A 19,705-nucleotide genomic window follows, 5' to 3' on the forward strand; every position below is an offset into this window, starting at 1 on the left:
CGAGATCGTCGGTAATCTCGCCCGTAGGGTGCGCATTGCGCACCTTCCTGAGCAGATAATAATGCTGATTATTTTCGCTCAAAATGCGCCCCAATAAATTGAACTATCACCCTTTTTATCGCCGCTGGAACTTGCAGGGGATTTGATTTCTGAATTAGCTGCGGCGACGGGAGACAAATCGCTCGGTAAAGACCTAATCCGCAACTCGTTTAGCAAACCATTAATATTGTGCGGCTCAGCATCCAGAATGCTAGCTAGCGGCAGCAGATTTTGCACTGCATATTCGCCGAGTTGAGCGTTAATACTTTCTGCTAAATAGCATAGCATAATGTATCTGCTACCGCTACTGATAATATGAAATATTTTATTAAACTCGTCAAAATATTGAGTTCCCGGTATAGATGAAGCAATTTTGGTTTCACCCTTCCAAAATAAATCTACATGAATTTGACTGGCTGGCGAAACTTTAGCTTTGGCCATCCAGCTTGTATCGAGGATTGGTTCAGAGTCGTACTGGTGGAAAATCAGCCGCTTTAAACCAGAGATAAATTCCGGGGAATTTAGCGTATTTTGCCATTCTAGACACCAATCATTACTTTGAGTATTTAGGGCATTTTTGACTGCCACAGGACGTTCAATCACATCTTTTAATAAAGAAAGACTTCCGGCGGATTTGGCAAATTTTGGGGAGATTTGCTGGTGCAGTATCCGATTGGGGTCGATGTAATCTTTGCGCCAAGGTGCGTCGGGGATGAGAACTTGACAGGCGGGAGCAAGTGTGATATTAGCAGTAAGAATCGGTGGGTTTTTAACTGGGCGGCCTTCTAATGACTGTTGAGATTCTAGGCGGCTGATTACCTCGATTGCATAGTTTTTGTCTGCTGCGTTTAACGGTGTGTTGCTGTACTCGGCTGCTAATTCTTCCAGAAAATCTAGGTAATCTTGCACAACGGGCGATCGCCCTTGCCCCAAAAGCTGATAGACTTCGGAAAATGGATGAGAAACAGCTATAGTTGTGCGACGATTCCCGAAAAAAGGCACGTCATCCAAAAAAGCGTGTTTCGGCTGCCAAAACTTGCTGCTAGACTCATCCCACAGACATTGACGGCGAGCAAAACGCTGTTGAATTTGCTGGCGTTGTTCGCTGGAAATACTGCCTTTGATGAAAGTATCATCGAAATACTGGTAAATTGCCTTGACTGATTGTAATTGTGCGTTTAAATCGTCGGATATTGTGATTTCAATTGTCATTTTCCCAAGTTTTTATTAATGTATCAAAGTGGTCAATAACTGTATTTCTATCTACAGGCATAAAACCAAGTGCTGTTTTGATTTCGGGTTTCAGCAAATCCCGCTGAGGGCGTGCAAATACGAATTTTTGGCTTGCAACTAACCGAACATCTTGAATAAAACAGACATCTTTAGCGCGATACAATCTCGGTTCGGGTATCACAGCTGCGGGATATTGGCTTAACTTTTGAGGATTTTGCTCGACAGGAAGCCAAGGTTTATCTGCGAGTGTTTCAGCCAGTGTTTTGTTGGTGTTTCCAATTGATGTATATTTTAGGGAATCCCAATTATCGACGATGTAGTTAAAAACCGCAATCGAAGCATCGGTTACTGCGCCGGCACTTGAACGATTAGCGGTTTGAATTAGATTGTCAACACAAGCTGCAATGTCATCTGCACTCAATGTTTTTCGCATACCCAAATTCTCAAAAAAGTCGATCCACAGTGAATAATTGTCAGAGTAAAATCCCATGTCGGGAATAGCTGCTAAATTTCCGACAATGTTGCGGATTACTGGACTTTCGGGATTGTAAATTAATTCGGCAGAGCGTAATCTGCGATCGCTACAGCGTACCAAACGCGCCTTTTTCAGCTCTTCTTTGAATGAAAAAGCATCCTCTCCTGCCTTTTCTAGTTCTTTATAAGCTTCAGTGAGATGCTCTCGAATCCACGCCAGCGCGATTAACTGTTCTTCCGGGGCAAAGGACGCATACTCAGGCAACAAGCATTCGCGAATTAGTCTAGCACGATTGAGTACCGGAACTTGCAAAAGTTGGAACAGTCGCAGCCATTCTTGGTTTTTTTCTGTCCGTAACAGCCTCAATGTACCTGCAATTTCCGGCGGTTCGTATCCGCCGCCAGGAAGGTAGACATTTTCATCGTTGAGGGAAACTATTTCGTGGGAAGTTGTGGGGTATATTGGAAGTTGACGCAGTTTGTTGAGGCTATCTTGGTCGTAACTTGTTGGTTCTGAAGCTGCCAGGAAGTTGAGGAGAGATGTATAATGCTTTTGGTGGTAGGGTGGCAAACCTTCCTCGCACCGCGAAGATACTGTGTCTAGGACATCTGGGCCTGTCAGAAAATAGACTAACAGATTTTGGTGTCGTTGGGCAAATTGGGCGATCGCACTTTCAAGTTTTGCCGGTGCTTGGACAAGCGTCACCCCAAAATACTGTACAGCCTCGATGATTTCCGCTGCAATATTATCACTGCACAACAAAGGAGTGTCAAGTTTTCCTCCTTTGTAAAGCTTACCGTCATTTCCCGGAACCAGCGGAACTTTCTTCAATTCCTCGACTGTTTCTTGCGACAAATATCTGGGCGAGATATTGAAAAAATAATTGTATACGAGAGTCAACCAGTCTGTATTTGGTGGATTTACTGCATCAGCTTGCCAATCACATTCTGACTGCGTTGAATTAATGACATGAACCAATTTCCTCGCTACTTCGGTGGCATTCATCTCAGACACGCCAATCATGTTATGTGGAGGCACTACATTGGTTAAATCTTGATGCAAAAACCATTCTAGATGATTGGCAAATATCTGTCTTGCTGTATCATCTGAAATGTAAATAGTGCCTATCGGGTTGTAACCAAATACTTGTAAAGTATTATTCGCGAGAATAGCCAACGGCAAACCGCGCAAATCTCGGTGATTGTCGCTGATGCAATAGCGCAGCATATTCGCAATCCACTGTCTATTTTGCAGGCTGGGTTTCGGTGCATCTTGCAACGGCACACCTAGCTGTTTGTTTTCAGTTAAGTGCTGGCGCAAGTTAGCAGCAGTGAATGTTGGCAACGGCAAACCTGCATCTTTAAAAGCTGCCAAAATTGAGTCGGGCAATGGCGGTTCGGGAATGTCGATATTGTCGGCGCGCAGAGGTGCTAATAATTCGTCCCACGACTTTTTCGAGGGTAGATTTTTGACTCTCGGAGGTGTCACCCATCTTGTTTGTGACATCACTGATCCGCTGAATTGACGTTCAGTTACAGCGTGTTCTACAGCCGATCGCACAACTGGTCTCTGATACAATAACTGTATGACAAAGCGGTGCAGTTCTTCGAGAGCTTTGCTGACAGTAATTTTGCCAACAGGCCAAAATTTGTAAAATCCCTCTGGCTGATACCTGCCGATATCTTGCACTAAATCAACAATTAAGTTAACATAAGCGTGGGACAAAACGTGCTGCGCGAGTAGTTGGTTCCAAATAGCTCTCGGTCTGTCTTTTCCAGTTTGTCCGCTGTCGCTGCTGAGGTTATCCCGCGAACTATTTAAGTTAAAAAAACCGTTGATGTGAACTGGTAGCCCAGTTTCCAGGGGAAGCGGTAAAAAACAGTAAACTTTGCCGCTAACAGGTTGAGAATTTCCCTCGGTGCTCACAGCATTAATTCTCGCAGCAGCGCCCGCCCAAGGCAATACTTTTTCTTGGCTTTCGTACATTGCTTGTATGACTTTTGCCAACTCGCCACCTTCGTCTGTGCGAATTAAACTGACTGTTCTCCAAGTTGATTTGCTATTGCGATGTTGGCTAATTGTTTCTATCTCATGGCGGTAAGAAACAGAGACTAAACCGGCGGGATTATTGCGGCCCAATTCCAGCAATTTGTCTGGTGTATCGGGAATTGCATCGAGGAGTTGTTGCCGCGATTCTCGTACTTCTTGCTGGTTCTGGGTGACAATTGCAAGAATTTCTTGCCTAGTTTCTTGACTGTTTGCGGGGATTTCGTAAACTCGAATTTCCTGAACTGATTTCAAAAATAGCAGCAATTCTTCACCTGAATTAATCAGTTCGTCTAGCAGTTCCTTGACGTTGGATTCGGTAAATGCTTGTTTGCGAATTTCGCTATTTTCCGCGTGTTCTGAGGTTCTTAAAGGCAAGCGAAACAAAGTGCCTTGAAAATTTGTATCTCCTAATGGCAATCCTCCCGCTGCGTAGACTTGCATAAAATCGGGATATTTTTCGTACCATTTAGCGTCGGCTAAATTCCACTCGCGTCCGGGTTCTTGTCGGGAAGTGCCGGGGATAGCTGCGCCGTGGGGATCAAAAAAGATAATGCGATCGCGCGAAACGAAGCTGGGATAATCTGTAACGTGATATATTGCATTAAACCCGACACCAAATCTACCAGTTTTCTGCAAGTCTCGCGCTTTCTCACTTTGTCCCAGGCTGCGGATGCTGTCAAAGTCTTTATCTGTAAATACGCGATCGTTGTAGACTAGCATCGCAGGCCCCATGAGCTGTATCATGCGATCGTCAGGCAATTGTTTGACCGGATGGTGGCGCCAATCCAGAGTAATTTCTACCCGCGTTGCTTTAGCGTCATCCGCATTTTGGATCAACTCCTTGATAATGCCAACGCCTTCGGGATAATCTCGGATAATCCCTCTCAAGCGGGCGATTAAGGGTTCGGATTGGTAGAAAGACTTGCCATCAAGTTCGTTGTTGCTGTAAGCCATAGATGTTCTGACGACTAAAAGCGGGAGGAATTTAAATGCGATCGCGCATCTTCACTTTCTACCTAATACTATACAAGCCAAGCGTAAATACAAGTAGGGTGCGCGCGCAGCAACCTACCAAAAGATATTCGTAATATTCCAATAAAAAACCCCAGACTCGCAAGTCTGAGGCCCGGAGTTCCTGAAAATCGTCACTTCTGACTATTGTCGCCAACGAACAGCACAACATACAAGAGGGGCGCAACCCAGCACCGCAGCTTGTGGCAGACAAAAATTGCTTCCTGACTCGCAACGCCAAAGCAATTTTTAATTCAACACTTCACGAAAGCCAAACAATTCCTCTCGTTATTTACATATCTGGGTTGATAATTGTGCTATAGGATGGGTGCCTGTCCTCGATCGCAATATAAGGAGCACCGTGAGTCCCCGTATATATTTGAGTCGGGCGGTAAATGCGGTTTGCCTCTAGCTGTTCCTTCCAGTGGGCCAACCAGCCAGCAACACGGGCGATCGCAAAAACCGGCGTAAACAAGTCGATCGGAATTCCCATTTTTCGGTAAACCAGACCCGAATAGAAATCTACATTTGCGTAAATTCCTTTATGACTCATTTTTTCCTCAACCACTGCTTCCAACTCGACAGCAATGTCGTAATAATCGTCGTGACCGAAGTTCTCAAACAACTGTTCCGCTAACCTCTGAAGAATAGTTGCTCTCGGATCTTTCACCTTGTAAACTCGGTGACCGAAACCCATGATTTTTTCCTTGTTTGCAACGCACTTCTCGACAAAAGGCCGCACATTTTCTACCGAACCAATTTGCTCCAACATATCAATCACTTCTTCATTAGCTCCCCCGTGCAGCGGCCCCGCCAAAGTGCCAACTGCTGAAGCAATTACCCCGTAAGGGTCTGTCAGCGTCGAAGCTGTTACCATTGCCGAAAATGTAGAGGCATTAATTGTATGTTCAGCGTGGAGAGTCAGACAAGTGTCAAAAATTCTAGCTAACAGCGGATCGGGCTCTTGCTCGTTGAGCATATAAAGAAAGTTAGCCGAGTAGTCCAAGTCATCCCTCGGTCGCACCGGGTCATTTCCCCGTCGCATTTGCTGGAACGCTGCTACCATTGTGGGAATCTTAGCTAGCAGCCGCACTACAGCTTCTCTAATGTATGCTGGGTTAGCCAGAGCTCTGCGGGAGTAGAACAAGCCCAGGGCGGCCGCTGAAGCTTGCAGGGCGTCCATGGGATGTCCTCTTTCAGGAAAGCATTTCATCATGTCCCGGATGCGATATTTGATCCGGCGGTGATAGCGAATTTCATGCTCGAAAGCTACTAGTTCTTCCTGAGTCGGAAGTACCCCCCAGATTAATAAATATGAAGTTTCGAGAAAGGAACTTTTCAGTGCCAGTTCCTCGATGCTAATCCCGCGATATTCCAGCAACCCTTTTTGTCCATCGACGTAGCTAATGCTGGACAAGGTGGCGGGAACACCTTCTAAACCTGGTTTGAATTCGCCGACGACCATTGCGATACCGTTTTGTGTGAGTTCAATCTACTAAAAGTACATTACCAGAAACGAAGATAGTGTCACAGTCTTGACAAATAATCATTTAATTGGGGTTCAGAAACCGGGTTTTTCAACAGACAGCCCGATCGCACCGCTGCGTATTGTCCCCCCCCTCAAATCCGGTTTCGCCGTCCCAGAATGCCGGTTTAAGAGGGCTGGCGCGTCCTGTTAATGTCGGGGCGGTTCGCTGTTTCTAGGGGAGCAAAAACTTGGGCGCAGTTAGCCAAAACATTTGGCTGCGGCCCACTGGGGAGCCGGTTTCCGGGAGGATTAAGCCGATGATACCTGCTTTTTTGAGAATCAGGGCATCTTGCGATCGAGCCCAAAGCAAAGTTTCTGCCCAGTGGCCTAAGTCTGGTTGATGGCCCACCAGGGCCAAGCTGCGGCTACCTATTTCCTGCCACTGTTTGTACCACTCCAGCCAGTTCCCGATGTCTCCTGAAGGTGCAAGGGTGGCGGATTCTTCTATTTGGGAACTCAGACCCGCTGACCGCAGGATTTGGGCGGTTTGCTGCGCCCGCAGTAGGGGACTGGTGAGAATCAGGTCAAACTGAATTTCGAGTTCGTACAGCCGTTGAGCAATTTTCCTGGTTTTACGATCGCCCTCTTTAGTCAGCGGGCGTTCTGAGTCTGTATCATATTCTTCGGGCTCGGCTGCAATACCGTGGCGGATCAGATATAAATGCACTGTGGCAGTCCTTTTTAGAGCTGTGCGATGGCTACGCCCCGGCTTACGCCTACGAACTTATGCGTGAAGTTTGGCGCGCTCGACATCTTTTGCCTATTCTACAACTGCATTGAAATCTGGCGCCGTCATCGGGTTGGCGCTTTTGTAGCGATCGCGCCCTTGTCGTTTCGCATCATATAATTCTCGATCGGCGAGGGCAACGAGTTCATCCGGTGATCTTTCCGCAGTGGGAATCACAGTTGCAATTCCCATGCTAACGGTCACGATCACGCTCACATCAGATTGCTCGTGAGGGATTGCCAAATCTCGGATTGCCTCTCGGATCGACTCAGCAACCGCGATCGCCCCTGCAGCATCCGTACTCGGCAGGATAGCAGCAAATTCTTCGCCCCCATAGCGCACAAACAAATCGGCGGAACGTTTAACCGAGGCTGCTGCGGCTTTCGCGACTTTCACCAAACAAGTATCCCCAGCTTGATGTCCGTAGAAATCGTTATATCGCTTGAAATAATCTACATCCAACATAATCAACGACAACTGTTGTTTGCCCTGCATCAGCCTGTGCCATTCCAACTGCAACCGCTCATCAAAACAGCGGCGGTTTGCTATTTGTGTTAACCCATCTGTCGTAGCAATTAATCTTTCTTTTTCCGCCCGGTGTCTGAGCATCTCCTCGGCTTGCTTGCGTTCTGTAATATCAGCAAAAGTCGCCACAACTGCATAGGGTTGAGACTGATTGAGATGGAACAGCGGTTGAGAATTAATCGAAATCCAAGTCAGGGTTCCATCCGGTTTGTGAACGCCCATCACCACATTCGATCGCGCTTCTCCCGTGCGCAGGGTGATCGTTGCCGGATGCTGTTGGCCGGGGAACGGTTTGCCATCCTCCCGAACGATTCGCCAGTCTAAATCTACGGATGTGCGCCCCATCATTTGCTCGGGGGTGAGCCCGAGAATTCTTTCGGCACTTGCATTACAGGCAGTAATTTGTCCATTTGCTAGCTGGAGTACGACACCTTCTGTCATGCTAGTAATCACAGAACGGTACCGTTCCTCGCTTTCCTGCAATTGACTCAGGAGAAAGTTTTTAGCATCAAACTCTGAAGCCAGATGCAGGCTACCCGCCAAAAACCCCGCCATCAGTTGTAAGGTATGAATATCTGACTCTGTAAAGGCACAGGGTGTAGCTGAAACAACTTTTAAGACGCCAACCCGATCGTCCTGATAGAACAAGGGAACAACCACCAGTGACCGGATACCAATGCGCTGACAGGCAGACTGATCCACCCGTGCATCGGTTTGTGAATCATCGCAAAGCATGATTTGGCCGGTCGCAATACATTTTCCCGATAAACTTGTCCCTACTTTGATCCGTAATCCAACATAGGCGCTGGCGATACCGCTGGCTGCCCGATACACCAACTCATCCCCTTCCAGCATTTCAATCACGGCCCCATCGGCACCGAGCGATTTTTGAGTTCGATCGATAATCACCGCCATCACTGCATCCAGGTTAGGATTACGAAGGGCGATTTCCTGTTGGGTAGCAATCACTATACCCAGACGCTCGAACTCTTTTTTTAACGCTGCTTCTGCTTGTTTGCGAGCAGTGATATCCTTCATAAAGCAGTGATGCCCGATCGATCGCTCCTGCCAGTCGTAGGCTGCCAACATCACCAATTGCTTGTAAAAAATCGAACCATCTTTTCGGATACCACGGGCCTCAACCTCGACTCGGCCGCCGGCTAGCATTTTTTGATAAGCCGCCCTCATCATGTCACAGTCGTCGGGATGAACTGTTGTCTGCCAATTCATACCAACCATTTCTTCAGATTGATAACCTGCTATATTCGCGTAGGCTTGATTAACGGTGATATACCGTCCGAAAATATCCAGTCGCGAGATGCCTTCGACGGCATTAGCAAGGGCTATACTCATTTCTCTGAGTTCTGTTTCGGCCTGGACAAGATCCGTAATGTCTTGGGATGTACCAAACAACCGAATGACTTGTCCCTCTGCATTGAGTTCGGCCTGTCCTCTGGCTTCGGTATGGCGCATAGAACCATTCGGGTGCAGGACTCTGAGCCGCAATAGATAAGGCTCTCCGCGAGTGAGCGTTCGTTGAACTACCAGGTGTAGCTGTTTGGCACTTTCGGGATGGTAAAGCCGCAGGTTTTCTTCATAGGTAGGTTCGCCCAGTGCCCGGTCGCGTCCCAAAATCTCAAATAGTTCGGGAGACCAGGTAATTTTACCCGTAATCGCGTCCCATTCCCAGTTACCGATGTGGGCAACCCGCTGGGCTTCTGACAACCTAATTTGACTCTTTTGCAGCGCTGTTTCTGTCTGCTGGCGGTCGGTAATGTCCTTTTCGTTCACGAGCAACATCGGGTTGCCTGTTACCGGGTCGTTGGTACACCGCACGTCCATCCCATGCCAGCGAATTCCCGCCAGAGTAATCACTTGAGCCTCCGTGCTAAATACCTCACCGGACTGAAGAACTGCCATTGCTCGCTCTGCTACCTCAGAGTCAACAAAGTGACTCACAAAAGCATTATCGGTCGCAGAGCCAGGGTGCAGCGCCTCCCCGTAACACCCCAAGGCCGCCGGGTTTTGCAGCAGCGGCACACCTTCGAGGGTGTACAGCGAAACCATCAGCGTGGTGTGTCGGATTGCCTCGATCGATCGCAGGGTTTCCGGTTCGATTTGAGGAGCGGTTTCGACCTTACCCTCGACCAGGATTGCCAAACGCCCGCTATCAATCCTGATGCCAGAGCACCGACAGCCTACAGAAACAGGCTCACCGGCCGGATAAAACGTCCACTGCTCGGACAAGGTTTGGCCTTGCTCAAACTGCTGCCGATAGCTCTGCAAGCGAATCCGAGTAGACTCTGAGAACATATCCCTAAAGTTGTGGCTCGCGAGTTGCTGGCGCGTGGAAGCATCCCACAGGTACAAGGATGCTTGGTTTGCCCACCGCATTTGCCAATCCTCAATATCAAATATCCAGATCGGGTTTTGCAACAAGTCAAAGGTTTTGAGGTGGAAAATATCCCCGCTCAGGGAACAGGCAAACTCTGGTTGTAGACAATTTTGATGATGATTGACTCTGGGCGCGCTTTCTGTATTGGGATCAGTTTGATTCGGTTCTGTTTCGAGTTCCGGCGGTTGATTTGACCCCAGCACAGGGCGGTGAGATTCCAAGTGCTGCATCCTCAACCCGATGTGCATTGCAACCTGTTGCAGGATTTGAACGTCGAGAGGTTCCCACTGACGCGCACTTCGGCAGTGATGAGCAATCAACAGTCCCCAAAGCTTCGGAGATTGCTGCTGTTGGCCATCTAGCAAGATTGGCGCAACTAAATTTGCCTGAACTTGGATTCGCGAGAGCAATTCGACATCACAAGCTTGAAGATCACCAGCGTGAATATCAGAAATGGCACTCGTTTGTCCCTGGCTGTAACGATCTACCCAGGTTGCTTCCAGGCAAGGGTCATGAATCAGTTGTCCCTGGATTGGCAGCCACTGATCACCAACAGATTCAGCAAATACTACCCTATCTCTATGCGGTAGGAAGCGATAAATAATCACGCGATCAGTTTGCAGCAGCACCCTGGTTTCTTGTAGCGCACATTGCAAAATTGTCTCCAGAGCCACGAACTCGTTGATTTTAAGTGCAATTTCTGAAACTTTTTCTATGCTTTTCTCTAACGACCAAGAGAAAGTCTGTTTTGTAGACATCTCCGTGTTCCTTGTTTTTTTAAGCTATTTTCTACTATTCTAACCGGCAAAAAATAAATATAATATTTTTTTTGAACTCGTAGTAATCGCTGCCTGGGCTTAGAAAAAAACTAATATTTATGTGACGAACCCAACTTTTTTTGACTGTTACAATTACTTTTTTTATGTCATTTAGTCAAGGGTTTAGGTTGTTGGGTATCTATTTTGATTCTTCTCAAGCGTTTTTTACTAATTATTATCGAAAATATCCTGCACTAACTATAACAAATTGTGATTGATTTAGCGAGAAAATAAGAAAATATCAAAAAATCAACCCTGTATAATTGTTAAAACTTAAGAATTATTGTGGATTTAGTAAACTAGATAAAACTAAATTTGCCCTGCAACCTAGTTTTTTTGAGCAAAATACTTCGTTAATCCCTTGAAAATACTTAAAATACCCGGTTTTTTTGATGTATATTTTGGGGAAATCGGGATAAAATTGATTAGTGTTAGTCCTGGAGCAGTCAACCGGGTTTTTCAACCTTCTTACTTCGTTAAAAGTGACATCTTGCAGGATTTTCAATAAACTTTTTAGGGGCGGATTCTCCTGCCCAACCCCTACTCCCCACAAGAAAATGCAGTTGTTTTGGAACAGGCCGGAAAGCCTGTTCATGGCAGAGGTGGACTGGGCGGGATTTCCAACCCTCAATAAGAGTTAAAAAAACCAGGTTGATGAGAGTTGAAGTGCGGGCAGGACTGATTACCAAGTTGAGAGTTAGCCCGGAATGAGAAAAAAATATGGCAAAACCTGGTAGCAACGGGAGGTATAACCCAGCGGCATTCCCAGGCTGTTGCTGGAATCAAAACCGCACCTAAAAACTCCAGAGTTAATGATCGTAAACAGGATTGTCTTTAGGACTAATTAAATTCAGCAATTTTTGCTTAATCTGAGCATCGAATACTTCCCATTTGTGCTTTGCATAATCGCTATTCTCATTCCCGCCGGAAAGAAATCCCACCGGTATTTCAAAACCTCCAGCTTGACTTCTGCCGCCGCCAAAAAAGCGTCCTTGAGCATCTTGACCGAAGGCTTCTTTGATAAATTCGTCGGGGTCGAGAGTAAGTTTATTAGTTCGCAGCGAGCCAATTACTACTTCAATTTCTTCGTCTTTGTCGTGAACAATTGCGTAGACAACTGCTGTGTGTACGTTCTCCTCTGTGACTAAAAAGTCCGCTGCTTGGGGAATAGAATCCCGATCGTCATAGCGGAGGTAGCCGATGCCGGCGATCGAAAAATTGTTCTGGACGGTCCGGTGTTTGAGCGCTCGCTCGATCGCATCCATCACCCACTTAGAACGAGACGACTGCAACACCGCATTCAACAACTGCGGGTCATAAAATCGGCTCAAATAAGCCGCAGCTAAAAAGTCCTCCTCCTGAGCTTGTCTGAGGGCGATCGTATCCGATCGCAAACCGTGCATCAAAGCTGTAGCGCACTTGATGTGCAGACTGACGCTGGCGTCGAAAGCTAAAAGTCCAGCCTGTAAATACTCGGAAAAAATCGTGGCTGTAGCGCGGATTTGAGGGCGCAAATCAATAAATTCTGCCTTCATTTCCCCTTGTAAATTGTGGTGGTCGATGACGGCGGCGATCGGAACTCCTGCCGCTAAAATAAACTCGGTTAAGTTACAAGTCGTCCCTTGGTTGTCGATGAAAGCACAGCCCTGATAAACCGACAAATCTTTAGTTTTGACTGTTTCCAGCGTCCACCGCTGCAACGGCAACCCTGTCAATTTAACTAAGGCAATGTTTTCTTGGTGGCTGAGGGCGCCGGCGTAGATAATCTCGCATTGGATATCATACTGTTCGGCGATTAATTTGTAAGCCCAAGCGCTGGAAAGTGCGTCGGGATCGGGAAAGTCTTGCAATAATATTAACTGGCGATTACCTTTGTGCCGATCGAACATCTGGCGCAATTGCTCGACTTTGCGATCGTGCAATTCCTCGCGGGGACGGCCGCGATTCTCTTCGGAAGCAACTTCGGCTTTGCTGCGCCGTTTCCCTGGCGCACTCACTCCGGGTACAACCTCGCTGCTGGCCTCAAGTTCACCTTCGCGGTTGCCGGATGTTTCATCGGAATTGTTAGGGGGATGGTCTTTCATCGTTGAAAATTAACTATTTAACTATTTCAGGATTTGCGCGACATTCGATCTTAAACCCGGTTTCTTTGTAGATGCCTGTTTGTCAAAGCCCATACTTTTTACGAGAAACCGGATTTAAGAGCGTAAATTCTCTCTTTAACTTTTTACCTCATGCAGAGAGTGTGCGTTGCGAGGAAGGAAGCAATCTCAGGACTCAGAACTTCCGCAAAAAACCCCCGCGCTTGCGCTGACAGGGGTTTTAAAGGCCTATTACATATTTTTGCCATTCTTTGTGCATACCGCTCTTAACGTGTTTAGTGACTTCAAAATAAAGACCGCTGTGAGGTTTCCTCGGCGGATAGCGCAGCGGCATTCCCGCTTCTTTTGGCGTGCGGCTGCCTTTATTGACATTGCAGCGCACGCAGGCGGTGACGAGGTTTTCCCAACTGTCGCCTCCTCCGCGCGATCGGGGAATTACATGATCGAGGGTTAAATCGTCCCCCGTATAACTGCAGTATTGACAAGAGTGTGCATCCCGGTGCAAGATGTTCCGGCGGGTAAGCGGAATATCCTTATAGGGAACTCGGACATAATGCCGCAGTCGGATCACAGTTGGTAGCGGGAAGTTTGGCGCAATAAATTTCCCATTGTGTTCTACCTGTTCTGCTTTTCCTTTCAGCAACAAAACTACCGCCCTTCGCCAATTGGTGATGTTAAGGGGTTCGTAGGAGGCGTTCAGCACCAGAACATTGCCCATTGTTGATTATTAAAGAGAATATTTTTTTCGATGTTAACACAGGTTCCACTTTAGGTGGGACGACATCAGGAACAGCGAGGCGATCGCAAAAAACGGTGCAAAACCACTCCTTCACCCTATACCTTCGCGCCTGCGCCCCCTGTGGCTGCACCTATTTTCTGCCTTTTGGTGTTTGTCAGCGAGCTTTTTTCCCTGAGTTTTGGTATAGATGAGTCCAGTGTGTGCGATCCTCTCCGAGGGCTTCGCTAACGGCAAAAATTTGCAAAATAAATTTTATTTTTTTCTCTAAATGCCTAATCTTCCCGGCAACAAACAGTTTAACTTTTTAGACTATTAGTAACCTTAAATGAAAAAGCTTATTACTGCTCATGAAATTTCGGCTCTTAAAGTCTGCTTTGAGCGCGTCAATTATTGCCCTTGCTGCTCCGATTTTAGCAAACAGTCCAGCCTTTGCCCAAGCGCCTTCATTCTTCTGCGGCGCTGCTGGCGGCCGCCCAGCTACAATTGCTGTCCAACAAGGCAAAAATATTCCCGTCATTTTGTGGCTAGCTGATAACTATTTCAATGAATCAGGAGAAGATGCGATTACTCGGTGTACCAGAGTCTCAGGAATTCTCAACAACTCGCAACCGCAAGGAAGCTGGGATAATATTGTCACAGCAGGTGCATCGACCAGCGGCCAACTAATTATTTGTGCAGCTAATCCTCAAGACGGTTCCTGTAGATTATTATATCAAGTACCCAAAGGTCAAAATCCTGAACAAGCCCGGCAAGAGCTCTTAAAAAGAGTTACAAATCCTAATGTAAGTGTTTCCCCTGTTAAAGTAAATTGATAGTTATAACTCATTAGCTACGGGTAGGACATGGCAATGCTGTGTCCTACGTGCTAAAGTCATGTATCCACCCTACTTGCAGATAGTTGAAACTCTGGTAAAATACTTCGGTTGAGTGGTGAAAAAATTGCAGCTTTGCTTCAGCAGTTCTTCTAACCCTTCAACCTGCCTCAGCCAGACAGTGCCGTTGCTTCCAGCTACAGCAATTTGCTTTCCGTCTCGACTCCAACCGACACTAACAACATTCTCCTCGAACTCAAATTGAGCAACCTGCCGCCCCGCTAAATTCCACAGCCGTACAGTCTTGTCAATTCCCACTGTAGCAAGCCGTTCTCCGTCGGGACTAAAACTAATTGATTTCGCATCTAAATGCAAGGTTTGAAATTCATTCACTAATTCTTTTTTTGACAAATTCCACAGCCCGACTTTGCCGTTCAATGTTACTGTAGCAAAGCGAGGCTGCTGTTGATCTGGACTGAAACTAATCCCAATTGCCTGAACCGGCAATGTTTTTTTCAGTTGTCCCGACAAATTCCAAATTCGCACTGTAGATTTGCCGTCTAAAGTCGTTAAAAAATCGCCCCGCGGGCTAAAATTCACGCTTCTCACTAAGCCGTTGTGACCGGGAAGTTTCACGCTCGATGATATTAACTTTGGCAGTTTTGACAACTTCCAAATTGCAGCATAGCTGTCTATCCCTGCCGCCGCTAATAACTTTCCTTCGGGACTAAAACTGATGCTGGTAACAGAGCCTTGAATTCCTTTCAAAGTAGAAATACTTTTACCTGATAAATTCCATATTTTAACAGTGCTATCCCTTCCGGCAGTCGCTAAAAAATTACCGTCTGGGCTAAAATTTACCATATTAACTGACTGCTGTAAAGCTTTCCATTCAGCAATTTTTTGCCCGGAAAAGTTCCACATCCTAACTTTATCGTCTATTCCTGCGGTTGCTAAAATTTGCCTATTTGGGCTAAAAGTGACGCTGGTAACTGCACCTTTATGAGCTTGCAACTTTATCTTTCTTTGTGGAATTAATGAGCCTTTGACCTGCTGTGTTTCACTAATTTTATCGAGAATTATTTGTAATGCTAATAGTGGTCTAGTTGCTGGGTATTGTTCTAGCTTGTGTTTGTTTTTAACCAAGGTTTTTAATTTTTTCCCCGAGGCGATCGCCCTCAGTAAAGCTTCTGATAAAGCTTCGCTATTTTCGGTCTTTTGAGAGACAGCCAACAATAAAGCATCGCTGGCATTTTGTTCGATTTCAATACTTGCTTGTGCTAGTTTAAACCGCTGGTAAGCGAGAGTTGAAAAGCCGATCGCCGCCACTAACGATGCTGCCAGTACCGCAGAACCGACGCCGATCCACTGTTTGGCTTTTTGTTTGGCAGAGTCAGCTTCACTCCAAGCTTGTTCTGCATCACGCACAGCTTTTTTGGTTTCGAGTGTAGCTGAACGCAGCAGTTGATTTTGGTCGCTCAAAATAACTTTTTGGCTGGCAGTCAAAAACTGAAAATCTTCGTTTCTCAAGCTTTTATCGGCAGCCCAAACTAATGCTGACTGCAAATCATCCCCTCGCAACAGTTGGGAATCATCTTCACAGCTAGAATTTAGCCAGAGTTTGATCGCTTCCGAGTAAGGCGAAAGTTTTTCTAACTTTTCTTCAATTAATTCTTTGTTAAATACAGCGTCATAAATGGGATTAGAAATTGTTAATCTTTCCCCGCGCTTAACGATTAATCCACTCAATCGTAGTTCCATTTGTTCCGCACTGCCATCGGGGACAATTTCAGTTTGCTCTAAAATTTGCTGATACAATCCCAGTCTCCTGACAATCCGCTGGTTTTCTTTGAAAAGCCGATCGCGAATTGTGGACAAATGTTCTGGCACATCCTGAGTTTCCCAATTCTCCACGATTTTCAAGCGCACTACCTTCTCAACCCACTCTTTAGAAGTGTGAATTCTATCTTCCTCCCCCCCTTGCCAACGGGCGGCTGCATCTTCCTCCCCCCCTTGGCAAGGGGGGGCTGGGGGGGGTAAATTCGGCATTAATTGTGGGTTTTCCAGCAGGAGTTTGCACAGCTTTTGAGTCAAAAAAGGCTGCCCGCCAGTCCAATACAAAACCTCTCTCAAAACTTCATGAGAGCTGTCTGTCAGCTCTGCCAACCCCGCTGCTAGCGGTTGAGCTTCTGTTTCGTCAAAACCAGTTAATTCGATCGCCTTGCCAATATTAAAAGGGGTATTGCTGCTGGCATTTTGCTCGCGGCACAAATCCGTGGGCGATGCTACACCTAAGAGGGCCCAAGTTAGGCGATCGAACTCTGAATTGTTGGCGCGCTTGTTGTAGCACGATCGAATTAAGGCTAAAAAATCATCGGCGGGAAAATCTAGGGCGAGAATGCTGTCGATTTCGTCAATAAAAATGACTATATTGCTGGAAATGTTGGGTAAGAGTACGGTTTCGATGAATTCGCTCAATCTTTGAACTGGAGTTAAAAAATTGCGATCGCGCCACCAAGTCCGCACGTTGACAATATCCGACAGGTTAAAGTTATTTTCGAGAATGCGGAGCAAACCAGCATACCACTGTTCGGGAGTGACGCCGCGGTTGCCAATTTCCGAAATGTCGATCGCAGCACAAGCAATTCCCTCATTTCTCAGCCGCTGAATTGTCCGCACCTGCAAGCTAGATTTGCCCATTTGCCGGGAATTCAAAACATAGCAAAATTCCCCCGCCTTCAATCCGTTATAAAGATCGTCGTCGGCTTGCCGCTTCACATAATTCGGAGCGTTATTTGTGAGACTGCCGCCGACTTGATAATAACTGGGTTTCGTGGTAAAATTCATAGGATAAAATGGTAAAATCAAAAAAATATATTGGGGTCATTCGGCGGTTGAAACCGCTACTACACAAACAAAGTCCGCCTTCGCGGACTGAAGAAATGAGGCGTATTAAAGGAAACTTTTGTATGATACATTGTACCACAATACAACATGAAAACTGATTGGACTGGATATAACGACGACAAAGACAAGTTAAGAGCTGAAATTTGGTCTTTGCTGAAGCAGCAAGCCGCATCTATTGGTGATCCGTTCGGTCATATTCCCAACTTTGTCGGTGCACACTTGGCTGCCGAAAGATTGGCAACTTTACCAATATGGCAAAAAGCAAAAACGATTAAGTGCAATCCAGATTCGGCACAAATTCCGGTGCGGATGCAAGCTTTGCAAGATGGAAAAGGCCTGTATATGGCAGTACCGCGATTGACAGACGATCGCTGTTTTGTAGAGTTAACTGCTGCGGATTTGCAGAGACAAAATGTATCTATTGCCGAAAGTGCGATCGCTCGCAAAGCACTCACTTGCGGAAAATTGGTAAGTTTTGCAGAAATGGAGCCGATCGATTTAGTAATAGTCGGCTGCGTAGCAGCAGGGCCGGGCGGGGGAAGAACCGGGAAAGGTGCAGGTTTTGCCGATTTGGAATTGGCTATGTTGCAAGAATTCGGGTTAGTACAAATCGATACGCCAATTGTCACAACAGTGCATCCTTTGCAAATAGTCGAAGATTTGCGTTTACCAATGCAAGCTCACGATTGGGCGCTGAATTGGATTGTTACTGCCCAGGAGGTAATTGAGACTAATACAAGTTATCCGCGTCCAATTGGGTTAAACTGGGATAGTTTGCGATCGGAACAGTTGGAACAAATTCCGATTTTGCGAAAGTTGAGAGAGCAATTAACCAATAACAAATAGCTTTTAATCAAAATCAAGGCAAAAGAGCATCTACAGCGATCGCCCCAATTTCTATTCCTTCAATAATAATCGGTATGGGCTAGTTGATTATTGTCTTATTTTACTGTTTATTTAACGAACCGCGAAGGCGCGAAGGACGCAAAGTAAGAAGGAAGAAGAAGAGGAAGAAGGTAATTTCATAATATATCTACTTTGTGGTGAACACGCGCCATGCAATGAAAGCAGTAAAACCTAGATAACCAAACACGGTTATCCAATCTAGCCAATTATCGGAAGTTATCAAAAAAATATCGTTCATGGGTATCATTCACCTGATTATTAATTACATAAATTATACCAAATCCAGGTTAGTTATCCCCATCTCTCTCTTCTCGAGACTCTGCGTACTCTGCGTCCTCTGCGGTTAAATCATTCCGATGGAACCGCTATTGAGATGACGGGCTTTTTGGGGAAATTATATTAAGTTTTTTTCAGACTTGCCGTATGCTTCCTCAATAAATATAACAGTGCTTCCGCCTGTGGGGATGGCTGTAAACTGGCGTAATAATAGCGATACAAACCTCTGCAAATCAGAGATAAGCGCGTTGGGAAATCAAGGACTGAGGGGATATCGACAATCACATCATCAACTGGTGGAATATCCCCTCGCTGACAATATACGGCATAGCTAATTCGAGGCGATTTAGCCCGACTGCTGCTGTGGCTTCCCCAGTGAAAAACGTATTGATTCCAGCACGATAGAGTACCAGCTTGTGTCGGTAAAGCCCGGATATCTTCCAAGGCAAATTTAGTAGCTTTTGTCTTGAGATTTTTGATGGCTTCAGCATACTCTGGATCGCGGTTTGCCGGAATCATGTACATACATGAATTGAGGGGATTGGCCTCAGTAATTGTCACCCAGAGAGTAAGCACTGTCGGCATACCGTTGGAGTCTATAGTATTTTCGTACTCGGCGTCGCGGTGAGGATCAAATCCTTTGCCGCTGTCAGAAGTTTCTATGTAATAAACCCAAAAATTGGGAACTAGCTTGTAGCCGTTTCCCAAAATTCCTGTCAATGTTGAGTTAAAGTAACCAAATGCTTGATAGAAGACATCGTAGACGAGGGCAAACATTGTCGGAAACCCTGCTTTTCGGACATTTTCTATACAGTCGCGCATCTCCTGAATAGTAGCAGCAGGTATGACGCTAGGTGTTTGGAAATAGCCTTCTTCTCGCAGTTGCAGCCTGTACTCGTCAATTTCTGCTTTTTGGATTCCCGACACTTCTGAAAAGCCTTCAAATGGTCGAGCGGAAATAGTTGAACTGGGGTTGAGCTCGCGCCAGTAGTTAATATCTTCTGCTTGCGGTAGAAGTGGAATTAATTTATCTAAGTCAAGAGACTTTCTTAGAGTCACGGTTTCTTCAGTCATCGATCGTATTTTACGTTGATACTGCACGGGGGAAAGCCCGATCGCTCTTTTGCGATATTTGTGCTGCTCTTTTCCCCTACTGCTGATTC

11 protein-coding genes are annotated in these 19,705 nt (G+C 46.2%); 2 read left to right on the forward strand and 9 right to left on the reverse strand.

Translation table 11 applies throughout. The features are described from left to right. Positions 1 to 78: 78 nt before the first annotated feature. The 7 genes from QUA44_RS14775 to QUA44_RS14805 form a co-directional block, all read right to left on the reverse strand. Positions 79 to 1,251 (reverse strand): hypothetical protein, encoded by a 1,173-nt coding sequence (locus tag QUA44_RS14775; RefSeq protein WP_333252083.1) that lies wholly within the window; start codon positions 1,249 to 1,251, stop codon positions 79 to 81. Further along, on the reverse strand, positions 1,241 to 4,750 hold the full coding sequence (locus QUA44_RS14780; protein WP_333252082.1) for a sacsin N-terminal ATP-binding-like domain-containing protein: 3,510 nt from the start codon (positions 4,748 to 4,750) through the stop codon (positions 1,241 to 1,243). The genes QUA44_RS14775 and QUA44_RS14780 overlap by 11 nt, the downstream gene beginning before the upstream one ends. Positions 4,751 to 5,099: 349 nt before the next feature. Continuing rightward, entirely contained in the window at positions 5,100 to 6,272 is a 1,173-nt protein-coding gene (locus tag QUA44_RS14785) for a citrate synthase (RefSeq protein ID WP_333252081.1), read from the reverse strand. Positions 6,273 to 6,507: 235 nt separating this feature from the next. Then, on the reverse strand, positions 6,508 to 7,002 hold the full coding sequence (gene sixA, locus QUA44_RS14790) for a phosphohistidine phosphatase SixA (protein WP_333252080.1): 495 nt from the start codon (positions 7,000 to 7,002) through the stop codon (positions 6,508 to 6,510). A gap of 93 nt (positions 7,003 to 7,095) precedes the next feature. Next, a complete protein-coding gene (locus QUA44_RS14795) occupies positions 7,096 to 10,740 on the reverse strand; it encodes a diguanylate cyclase domain-containing protein (protein WP_333252079.1) in 3,645 nt (1,214 codons plus the stop codon). A gap of 869 nt (positions 10,741 to 11,609) precedes the next feature. Continuing rightward, positions 11,610 to 12,884, reverse strand: a complete 1,275-nt coding sequence (locus QUA44_RS14800; protein WP_333252078.1) for a bifunctional oligoribonuclease/PAP phosphatase NrnA — start codon at positions 12,882 to 12,884, stop codon at positions 11,610 to 11,612. Between the two features lie 238 nt (positions 12,885 to 13,122). Beyond that, positions 13,123 to 13,620, reverse strand: a complete 498-nt coding sequence (locus tag QUA44_RS14805) for an HNH endonuclease (RefSeq protein ID WP_190659271.1) — start codon at positions 13,618 to 13,620, stop codon at positions 13,123 to 13,125. Positions 13,621 to 13,988: 368 nt separating this feature from the next. On the opposite strand from QUA44_RS14805, the gene QUA44_RS14810 reads away from it, so the two are divergent. Beyond that, entirely contained in the window at positions 13,989 to 14,453 is a 465-nt protein-coding gene (locus QUA44_RS14810; RefSeq protein WP_190659269.1) for a COP23 domain-containing protein, read from the forward strand. Between the two features lie 72 nt (positions 14,454 to 14,525). On the opposite strand, the gene QUA44_RS14815 is transcribed toward QUA44_RS14810, so the two are convergent. Then, positions 14,526 to 17,300, reverse strand: coding sequence for an AAA-like domain-containing protein (locus tag QUA44_RS14815; protein WP_333252077.1), 2,775 nt, complete (start codon positions 17,298 to 17,300; stop codon positions 14,526 to 14,528). A 147-nt stretch (positions 17,301 to 17,447) separates the two neighbouring features. Between QUA44_RS14815 and QUA44_RS14820 the strand changes: the two genes are divergently transcribed. After that, positions 17,448 to 18,206: a 5-formyltetrahydrofolate cyclo-ligase gene (locus tag QUA44_RS14820; protein ID WP_333252076.1), complete on the forward strand. Its 759-nt coding sequence runs from the start codon at positions 17,448 to 17,450 to the stop codon at positions 18,204 to 18,206. Between the two features lie 459 nt (positions 18,207 to 18,665). On the opposite strand, the gene QUA44_RS14825 is transcribed toward QUA44_RS14820, so the two are convergent. Further along, positions 18,666 to 19,616 carry a phytanoyl-CoA dioxygenase family protein gene (locus QUA44_RS14825; protein ID WP_333252075.1) on the reverse strand — a complete coding sequence of 317 codons (951 nt, stop codon included), beginning with the start codon at positions 19,614 to 19,616 and terminating at the stop codon, positions 18,666 to 18,668. Positions 19,617 to 19,705 lie beyond the last annotated feature (89 nt).

The organism is Microcoleus sp. N9_A2, assembly GCF_036701775.1.
Classification (GTDB): domain Bacteria; phylum Cyanobacteriota; class Cyanobacteriia; order Cyanobacteriales; family Microcoleaceae; genus Microcoleus.

Coding starts and splice junctions, on each gene's coding strand:
- QUA44_RS14805 (WP_190659271.1), bottom strand. CDS start 13,620: ATGGGCAATGTTCTGGTGCTGAACGCCTCCTACGAACCCCTTAACATC.
- QUA44_RS14800 (WP_333252078.1), bottom strand. CDS start 12,884: ATGAAAGACCATCCCCCTAACAATTCCGATGAAACATCCGGCAACCGC.
- QUA44_RS14785 (WP_333252081.1), bottom strand. CDS start 6,272: ATGGTCGTCGGCGAATTCAAACCAGGTTTAGAAGGTGTTCCCGCCACC.
- QUA44_RS14810 (WP_190659269.1), top strand. CDS start 13,989: ATGAAATTTCGGCTCTTAAAGTCTGCTTTGAGCGCGTCAATTATTGCC.
- QUA44_RS14815 (WP_333252077.1), bottom strand. CDS start 17,300: ATGAATTTTACCACGAAACCCAGTTATTATCAAGTCGGCGGCAGTCTC.
- QUA44_RS14820 (WP_333252076.1), top strand. CDS start 17,448: ATGAAAACTGATTGGACTGGATATAACGACGACAAAGACAAGTTAAGA.
- QUA44_RS14825 (WP_333252075.1), bottom strand. CDS start 19,616: ATGACTGAAGAAACCGTGACTCTAAGAAAGTCTCTTGACTTAGATAAA.
- QUA44_RS14775 (WP_333252083.1), bottom strand. CDS start 1,251: ATGACAATTGAAATCACAATATCCGACGATTTAAACGCACAATTACAA.
- QUA44_RS14795 (WP_333252079.1), bottom strand. CDS start 10,740: ATGTCTACAAAACAGACTTTCTCTTGGTCGTTAGAGAAAAGCATAGAA.
- QUA44_RS14780 (WP_333252082.1), bottom strand. CDS start 4,750: ATGGCTTACAGCAACAACGAACTTGATGGCAAGTCTTTCTACCAATCC.